We start from the raw sequence: 8513 nt of genomic DNA, 5'->3' as shown, positions 1-8513 counted from the left end.
CTGCGTGACGTGCTCCAGCGCGAAGGCCGCTTCACCGAGCGCCGGGCCATGGAAATCACCTCCGACGTGTGCGCCGCGCTCGACTACAGCCACCGGATGGGGATCATCCACCGGGACATCAAGCCCGCGAACGTGATGCTCTGCCTGGACGGCTCGGTCAAGGTGATGGACTTCGGCATCGCTCGGGCGACCACCGCCACCACATCGCACATGACGCAGACCGCCGCAGTGATCGGCACCGCCCAGTACCTGTCACCGGAACAGGCGCGCGGGGTGCGGGTGGACGCCCGCAGCGACGTCTACTCGACCGGAGTGCTGCTCTACGAACTACTGACCGGGCTTCCGCCGTTCCGCGGCGACTCCCCGGTCGCTGTCGCCTATCAGCACGTACGGGAGAATCCGCAGCCACCGTCCACGCATGACCGCGACATCACGCCCGAAGCCGACGCGATCGTGTTCAAGGCGATGGAAAAGGATCCCGACCGCCGCTACGGCACGGCCGGAGAAATGCGTGACGACCTGGAACGCGCTCTTACCGGCCGGCGGATATACGCGCCACCGCTCATGGGTGACCAGCTTGCCACCCGGCTGAACCCACCCGGGCCGTCAACGGGGACGCAGGTGATCTCGCGTGATCACGATGCCTACTACGGGGACGCTTACGGTGATCCCTACGGCCAGACCAGCGGTTACAACCGAGCCGGCTCCGATTACCTCGATCGGACGGGCGACGATGGCACCGGTCCGCTCGACGGCGGCCCGATCGGCGCCGGAACCCCGCCGGAGCCCGAGCGGCGTTCGGCGGCCTGGAAGTACATCCTGGCCGGGCTGTCGGTCGTGGTGGTGTTCGTTGTCGTCACGTTGATGGCGACCAGGTTCCTCGGGGGCGGCTCGTCCACCGGCAGCAGCACAAACACCGCGAGTATCCCGGCAAACATCGTCGGACAGTCCAAGACGGTGGCCACGAACAACCTCCAGAACGCCGGCTTCACCAACATCCGCTCGAACACCGTCCAGAGCGACGCCCCCAAGGACCAGGTCACCGCGGTTGACCCGCCATCAGGTACCAAAGCGGCCAAGACCGCTGTGGTCACCCTCAGCGTGTCGGCCGGAGCCGGACAGCTTGTCGTCCCGCCGGTGGTGGGTCTCACCCAGAACGATGCGATCACCCAGTTGAAGGCGGCCGGGCTCACGCCCAAGGTCGCCACGTTCACCGACGCGACCACGCAGAAGCCGGGCACCGTCCAGTCCGCCGACCCGGATGTCGGAACATCGGTGGCCTCTGGCGACACGGTCACCATCTACGTGGTCAGCCAGCAGATCACCGTCCCCGATGTGACGAACCAGCCTCTCGACGCGGCAAAGGCCACCTTGGAGGGGTACGGCTTCAAGGTGAGCCAGCAGTCCACCGCGAGCAGTCAGCCGACCGGCACCGTAGTCGCCCAGACACCGTCCAGGAACAGTTCCGTCAGCCGCGGCTCGACCGTGACGCTGTATGTGTCGCAGCAGACCGACACCACGATCCCAACCCAGACGGCCACCCCGACGCCGACCAAGACGGCCTCGCCCTCCCCAAGCCCGACGCCATCACAATCACCGACCAGCGCATCCCCAACGAACTCACACACGCCACGATTCGGCAACGGATTCCCGCAGCAGTAGCCCCGGGCCGGACGTTCAGTCAGGCAAAGGCGCTCTGTCGCAGGGTTTCGACCTCGGCCGACAGCTGGGGCGCTACCGACAGCGCTGTGTCGTCACCACAGACCGACAGCCAGCGGGCCAGCAGCAGGTGACCGCCCTGCGTCAGCACGGACTCGGGGTGGAACTGGACTCCTTCCAGCGGCAGAGACCGATGGCGCATTGCCATGACAACACCGCTCTCGGTGCGCGCAGTCACCTTGATCTCGTCCGGCAGTGTCGCGGCATCCACCGCGAGCGAGTGATACCGCGTGGCGATGAACGGCGACGGCAGGTCCGCCAGCACGCCCGCGCTGGTGTGATGGACCACCGAGGTCTTTCCATGCAGCAGCTCGGGCGCCCGGCCGACCGTCGCCCCGAACGCCACCCCGAGCGCCTGATGGCCAAGGCACACCCCAAGCATGGGCACTGCGGCCACGGCGCACGCGCGCACCATCGGGACGCTCACCCCGGCCGCCTCCGGCGTGCCCGGCCCGGGTGAGAGCAGCACCCCGGCAACACCGTACGCGACAAGATCGCCAACGTCGACCTCGTCGTTACGGCGAACGATGCTGTCCACGCCGAGTTGCCCCAGGTACTGCACCAGGTTGAACACGAATGAGTCGTAGTTGTCGATCACCAGGATCCGCATTGACCTCTCCTCTGCCTGGCACCGGCCGGATGCCCCAGTGGAACGCAACGGCGTCGGCCGACCTGCTGTCAGCTCGGCCGACCTCACCTGATCTCAGCAGAACTGACATCATCTGGCCAGAGCGATGACCTGCCGTTACAAGCACAGAGGGACACCGCCGGTTGTGCCCAGCACCGGAAAGAGCTCACGCGGGAAACGGCCCACGCCCCGGCACAGACGGACACGAACCGGCTCGGACGCCCGGCCGGAGGCAGGGCCCGGTCAGCCCTCGGCGGCGTCCCGCCCAGATCCGCCCTGCCCCTCCCCAGCCCCGGCTTTTTCCTCATCCCGCAGCGCCCGGCGCAGGACCTTGCCGACTCCGACCTTCGGCAACGGCTTCGTCCGGAATTCGATGATTTTTGGGACTTTGTACGCAGACAGCTGCTTAGCCGCATACGCCCGCACCTCGTCGACGGTCAGGGAGGCGCCAGGCCGCAGCACCAGGAAGGCCTTGACCGTCTCACCGCGGTAAGCGTCCGGGACACCGATCACGGCGACCTCGGCGACCTCGGGGAGCCCCAACAGGACCTCCTCGATCTCAGTCGGGTAGATGTTGAAGCCACCCGCAATAATGATCTCCTTTTTCCGATCAACGATCTCGAACCAGCCGCCGGAATCCATCCGCGCGATGTCACCGGTGAGGATCCAGCCGTCCGCGGTCAGCGTGGCCTTGGTGGCCGCCGGGTTCTCCCAATAGCCGGCGAACACCTGCGGGCCCCGCACCATCAATTCACCGGATTCACCCACCGGCATCTCCTTGGTGCAGTCCTCACTGTCAACAATCTTCGCTTCGGTGGACGGGACGGGCAGGCCGATCCATCCTGGGCGGGTCGCGCCTCCCAACGGGCAGGCGTGGGTCAACGGTGCGGTCTCGGTCATGCCGTATCCCTCGACGAGCGGCATACCGGTCGCCGATTCCCAACGCTGTTGCAGATCGGCGGAAAGTTTCATCGCGCCGGACAGGCAGCCCCGGAGCGAGGTGAGGTCGGCGTTCCTCGCCCGCGGGCTGTCCAACAGCGCCTGATAAATGGGTGGGACCCCCGGGAAAAGCGTCGGACGATGTTTGGCAATGGCGTCAAATACCATGGTCACATCAAACTTTGGCAACAGCACGACATGCGCCCCGAGCACCATTCCCTGAATCATGCACAGCGTCATCCCGTAGGCATGGAACATCGGCAGCACCGCAATGAGCACCTCGTGCCCCGGACGGGCTCCGACGATCCACGCCCGGCCCTGTTCACCGTTCGCGACAAGATTACGATGGGTCAGCATCGCGCCTTTGGCCGTACCGGTCGTTCCAGTGGTGTACAGCAGGACGGCGACATCGGACGCCGCGGCCTGGACCGATGTGCTCACCGGCGTGGCCCGGCCGGTCCTCAGCACGTCGAGGAAGGCGTGCGCACGGGCATCCGCGGGCAGCTCCGTCACAACTTCGGCGCGTTTTCTGCGCGCCTTGGCGATCGGCAGCCGGAGCAACAGCTGGTCCTTTTTGGGCAGAAAATCCGGAATCGAGGTGGCAATGACCTCCCGAACTTTCGTCCGGCCAGATCGGCGAGCCGCCGCCACCGCCGGGTAAGTACGGTCGAGACAGATCACGTACTCCGCTCCGCAGTCGGCGAGCTGATGGGTCAGCTCGGTCTCGGTGTAGAGGGGATTCGCCTCGGCCACAATCGCGCCGAGCCGCAGCACCGCCTGAAAAGCGATTACATGTTGCGGGCAGTTCGGCAGGACCAACGCGACGCGATCGCCAACCCGGACGCCCAGCTTCGCAAGACCCTCGGCAAATGCGCCGACCTGCTGGGAGAGCGCGCCATAGGTCAGCGTGGTACCAAAGAAAGAAATCGCTGGACTTTTCGGAAATCTGGCCACAATGTTCTCGAACAACTGGCTCAGCGTGATATCAGGGATCTCAACGTCCTTGGGGACACCATCGACGTAGGATGATTGCCACGGCTTGTCAGCATAGGTAGTGGCTTTGGTCACGGTACTCTCCCGCTCGGTCGTCGATCCACCTGGCATCGCGGGTACGCTCCTAGGCTCCCCAGGGCCTCCCAGTACACGAAAAATCATCATCGCGTACTCTCCGGCCACTCGTCAGTTTGCGGTTGGGCATCATTCTGGCAAGAAAACGAACAAGAAACATCCCCGGCGGGCCGGTATAATGCGCCGACCACACGGGCGGGACCCTGGGCCCTCCTCGCTATGGGAGCTACGGAGGCCGCGCGCCGCAACCGCAACCAACCGGGCCGAACCAAGCAGCCAGCCCCGGCGGATCTGGGTGGACACGTTCGGAATGGCACGTTCGGCGAGGCCTGGCGACGGGCCTGTCTACCCTGTGGGACAGCTGGTCCGCGGTATCCCGGCCAATGCCCGCGGCGGGGAGGATGGCGGCCAGCCCACGAAGCTCGTCACGGTCCTCAAGGAGCCCCGAAGTGCCCGTTTCCCGACGTCGCAAGAAGAAGTCGACTACCTCGCCACCCCAGGCCCCCCAGGTCCGCAAGCGCAAGCCACCGTCTCCGCCGTGGGTAGGCGCAACGATCATAGCACTCTTTGCGATCGGGATCATCTGGCTGCTGATTTACTACTTTTCCAACGGTGGCGTCCCGGGAATGGACAGCCTGGGCGCCTGGAACATCCTGATTGGGTTCGGTTTTGTCGTAATTGGCCTTGGCGTGGCAACGCAGTGGAGGTAATGCGCACCGTTAGTTCTTCCAGGGAGTTCCACGGCTGTCATTCGTCCCCAACGGTTGTCCACAATGTGGATATCCCATGGCGGGAACCCGCTCCCCGCGTGGGCACCCCTCAATTATCACGATGGGTATCCGCGGGGCAACCGTAAAGAGTATGCGACGTATGACGACCACTCGACCGCCGGCTGGATGATCATCTCCTCTATGTGGCCGCCGGGCAACGGAGCCGTGCTCACGCCGAGCAGGCCGAACGGGATCCTGCGCCCGGCCCGGACGGACGGCCGGTGAGCGCGATGTACCGTGCTAGGTGACATGCGGGATGACGAACTCGGTGCCCACGGAGTCGACGCCAGGGCCGCCGACGCACGCGCTTGGTCGCCGTCGTGGCGGCGGGTGATCCTCTATGCGGCGGCCGGGATGATCGTGCTCGCGATCGCGGCCACCGGCTCGCTCGCGTCCCGGTTGAGTTCGCTGGACAACCCAGGCCGTCTCCTGATCGGGCTCAGCGGTGCCGGCCTGCTCGTGCTCGCTGTGCGGGACGCCGTCGCCCGGCCCGCGCTGCGGGTGGACGACGGCGGCATCGACCTGGTGGATGGGATCCACCGGCGGCGGCTGCCCTGGGCCGCTGTGCTACGGGTACAGGCCAGCACCCTGACACACAACCGTCGTGGCGTGCACATCCACGTTCTCATCGTCGAGACAATCGATGGCCCCGTGCTGCTCAGCCGTCGCCAGCTTGGCACCGCACCCGAGCGGATCGCCGCGGTGGTGGAGGAGATCCGTCGCCGCCACGGCTGACATCCACGACCGGGGTGGCACAACGCCACCGGCCAACCGCCATCACGTGCTCAGGACCGCGGCTGCCAGCAACGCGGCGAGAATGCCGCCCACGGCGACCGCCTGCAACCAGGTCTGGCGTGGCGGCACATAGGCATACACCACGCCGACAGACAGACCAGTCACAAGACCGCCGATATGACCCCATTTGTCGATCCCGCTGATGGTGAAACTGATGATCAAATTGATGCCAACGACAACGAGGATCGCCGACGTATCCGCCCGCAGCCGTCTGGCGATCACGTAGTACGCCGCGAAGAAGCCGAACACCGCGGTGGATGCGCCGACCGAGAAGGTGCTCCAGCCGTTGACCAAATAACTGAACGTGTTCCCGCCGACGGCACACACCACGAACAGCGCAAGGTAGCGCACCCGGCCGAGAATCTGCTCCAGCTGGTATCCGAGCAGGTAGAGCGCATACATATTGAGCAGGATGTGCAAGATACCCGCATGCAGAAACGCCGCGGTCAGCAACCGGTAGTATTCACCGTGGATCGCTATTGCCAGACCGCTGAGCTCGAAGTCTCGGGTGAAGGCGTTGTCGGTACCGCCGCCGAGTCCCGGCAGCCCCTGTAGGATGTACGCGATCACACACATCCCGATGAGCATCTGGGTGACCAGCCCGGGACGTCCCACCAGCTGCCCACCGAGCTGGCTGCCCGGCCGCCGGGAGAAGCCACCGGAACGGCGGTCCTGCCTGCCGGCTTCGTCCGGGCAGTGGAACCCGACGGCTGCGGGACGCATGCAGTCCGGGCAAATCGGGCGGTCGCACCGCTGGCAGGACACGTAGGTTTCGCGGTCTGGGTGCCGATAGCAGCGCGGGACGAGCGCGGGTCCGCTCCCGCCTCCCGGCGGACCGCCCGCGGGCTGGGCGGGCGGCGTCCAGCCGCCAGGCGGAGCTGGCGGCCCGACCACGGGACGCCAGCCATCGGGTCCCGACGATTGTTGTCCAGCTGGCTGGCCGGGACCGACAGCTCCGCCATCCGAAGCGGCGGCAGCGCCGTCCGGCTCTGACCAAGGTGATTTCGTCATGTCGGCCCCGACCTAAACCCGAGCCGCCTTAGACCGTACGGCGTTCGATGACGACCTGCTGCACCACCACATCGGTGGTGGGACGGTCCTGGGCACCCGTCGGCGCTTTGCTGATCGCGTCCACGATCTCGGTGCCGCGCGTGACCTCACCGAAAATCGTGTGCTTGCGGTCCAACCAGGTCGTCGCCGCCACGGTGATGAAAAACTGGGAACCGTTGGTGCCCGGACCCGAGTTCGCCATCGCGAGCAGGTACGGCCGGGAGAAGCGCAGCTCCGGGTGGAACTCGTCGGCAAACTTGTAACCCGGGCCGCCACGGCCGCTGCCCAACGGGTCACCACCCTGGATCATGAAATCCGGGATCACCCGATGAAAAATCGTCCCGTCGTACAAGGGAGTCGTTCGCTTCTCGCCCGTCCGCGGGTCGGTCCACTCCCGCGTGCCGGTGGCGAGACCGACGAAATTCGCGACCGTCTTCGGCGCCTGGTTTTCGAACAGCAGAATCTCAACGTCACCCTGAGTCGTCCTCAGTGTGGCGTACAGCTCCTCAGCCATGAGTCTTCTCTTCCGTCGTGTCGGTGGTGGCTGATCGCCGGTAGCGGCGAGTATCGCGTCGCGGGTCCAACGACCGCCGTGTCCTCGATGCTCCGCCGATCGTATGCGTCGGAGCACGGGCCAACACGGCGCGATGGCGGCTCCGTCCGAACGGTGAGGCCGACATGAGGGCAACACGCGGCCGGCATGCGGGCGACACGACGCCGACACGCCGGCCGCCCCACGCTGCACCAGGCGATTCCCGTGCCGTCGAGGCCGGTTCCGATCGCGTCCGAGCAGACCCGCTCACCGGCCTGGCCACGGCGGCCGGTAGCGGAGGCCCAACGCTGCGTACGGCCGCACCAGCAGCAGGCTCAGTATCAATCCCGACGACGTTCAGGACCCTTTGAAAGGCCGACAGTGTAAGCAGCCGGCGCATGTTCAGGCACAACCGGATACAGTGGACGAACCGGTGGAATCCGCTTATAACGTGATCCGGCTGGTGGACGCTGGTCCGGCTCACCCTTGTTCGGCCACAATGAGATCGCTCGTTCGGCCAACGCCGTGATCGTCAGCGACGGGTTGACGCCGAGATTGGCCGCGACCGCCGCACCGTCGACCACATGCAGGCCGTCATATCCGAAGATCCGGTGGTAGGGGTCGATAACCCCGTTGGCCGGGGAGTCCCCGATCGGGGCACCACCGAGGATGTGCGCTGTCATAGGAATATCAAGAACCTCCGGGAGCGTGCCACCCGGAAAGCCATCGACATGCTTCGCGATTCGCCGAGTCGCGTCATTGCCAGCCGGAATCCAGGTTGGATTTGGCTGACCGTGGCCCCGCGTGCTGGTGAGCCTGCAACGCCCGAACAGGCCCCGCCGCCGGACAAGGGTGAGCGAATTATCCCGCGACTGCATGACCAGCGAAATCATGGTGCGTTCCGACCATCGCCACGGCAGCGGTGAGAACAGCAGCGGCAATGGATGCCGCAGCGCTGCACCCACAAACACCAGCCAGCGGGGCAAACCATGATCGCCATCAGTCATGAGCG

Annotated in this window: 8 protein-coding genes; 3 read left to right on the top strand and 5 right to left on the bottom strand. The window is 65.7% G+C overall.

The features are described 5' to 3' along the window. On the top strand, window positions 1-1662 hold a 1662-nt coding region (locus MJ783_RS23445), incomplete at its 5' end, for a PASTA domain-containing protein (protein ID WP_305039529.1). A gap of 19 nt (window positions 1663-1681) precedes the next feature. Here MJ783_RS23445 and MJ783_RS19775 read toward each other — a convergent pair. Next, on the bottom strand, window positions 1682-2329 hold the full coding sequence (locus tag MJ783_RS19775; RefSeq protein WP_239312509.1) for an aminodeoxychorismate/anthranilate synthase component II: 648 nt from the start codon (window positions 2327-2329) through the stop codon (window positions 1682-1684). 261 nt (window positions 2330-2590) lie between these two features. Continuing rightward, window positions 2591-4354, bottom strand: coding sequence for an AMP-binding protein (locus MJ783_RS19770; protein ID WP_239312506.1), 1764 nt, complete (start codon window positions 4352-4354; stop codon window positions 2591-2593). Between the two features lie 383 nt (window positions 4355-4737). On the opposite strand from MJ783_RS19770, the gene MJ783_RS19765 reads away from it, so the two are divergent. Continuing rightward, complete coding sequence (locus tag MJ783_RS19765; protein ID WP_370651723.1) at window positions 4738-5064, top strand: cell division protein CrgA; 327 nt, start codon at window positions 4738-4740, stop codon at window positions 5062-5064. A gap of 297 nt (window positions 5065-5361) precedes the next feature. After that, entirely contained in the window at window positions 5362-5859 is a 498-nt protein-coding gene (locus MJ783_RS19760; protein ID WP_239312501.1) for a PH domain-containing protein, read from the top strand. A 42-nt stretch (window positions 5860-5901) separates the two neighbouring features. On the opposite strand, the gene MJ783_RS19755 is transcribed toward MJ783_RS19760, so the two are convergent. The 3 genes from MJ783_RS19755 to MJ783_RS19745 form a co-directional block, all read right to left on the bottom strand. Continuing rightward, the gene (locus MJ783_RS19755) at window positions 5902-6642 is read right to left on the bottom strand and encodes a rhomboid family intramembrane serine protease (RefSeq protein ID WP_239312499.1); all 741 of its coding nucleotides are present in this window, start codon (window positions 6640-6642) and stop codon (window positions 5902-5904) included. 316 nt (window positions 6643-6958) lie between these two features. Continuing rightward, on the bottom strand, window positions 6959-7483 hold the full coding sequence (locus MJ783_RS19750) for a peptidylprolyl isomerase (RefSeq protein ID WP_239312497.1): 525 nt from the start codon (window positions 7481-7483) through the stop codon (window positions 6959-6961). Window positions 7484-7842: 359 nt separating this feature from the next. Further along, on the bottom strand, window positions 7843-8513 hold a 671-nt coding region (locus MJ783_RS19745), incomplete at its 5' end, for a GMC oxidoreductase (RefSeq protein WP_239312496.1).

The organism is Protofrankia sp. Cj3 (assembly GCF_917627355.1).
In the GTDB taxonomy this organism is placed as follows: domain Bacteria; phylum Actinomycetota; class Actinomycetes; order Frankiales; family Frankiaceae; genus Protofrankia.
The sequence above is the reverse complement of the archived record's forward strand: the minus strand, read 5'-3'. Positions and strand labels throughout refer to the sequence as shown.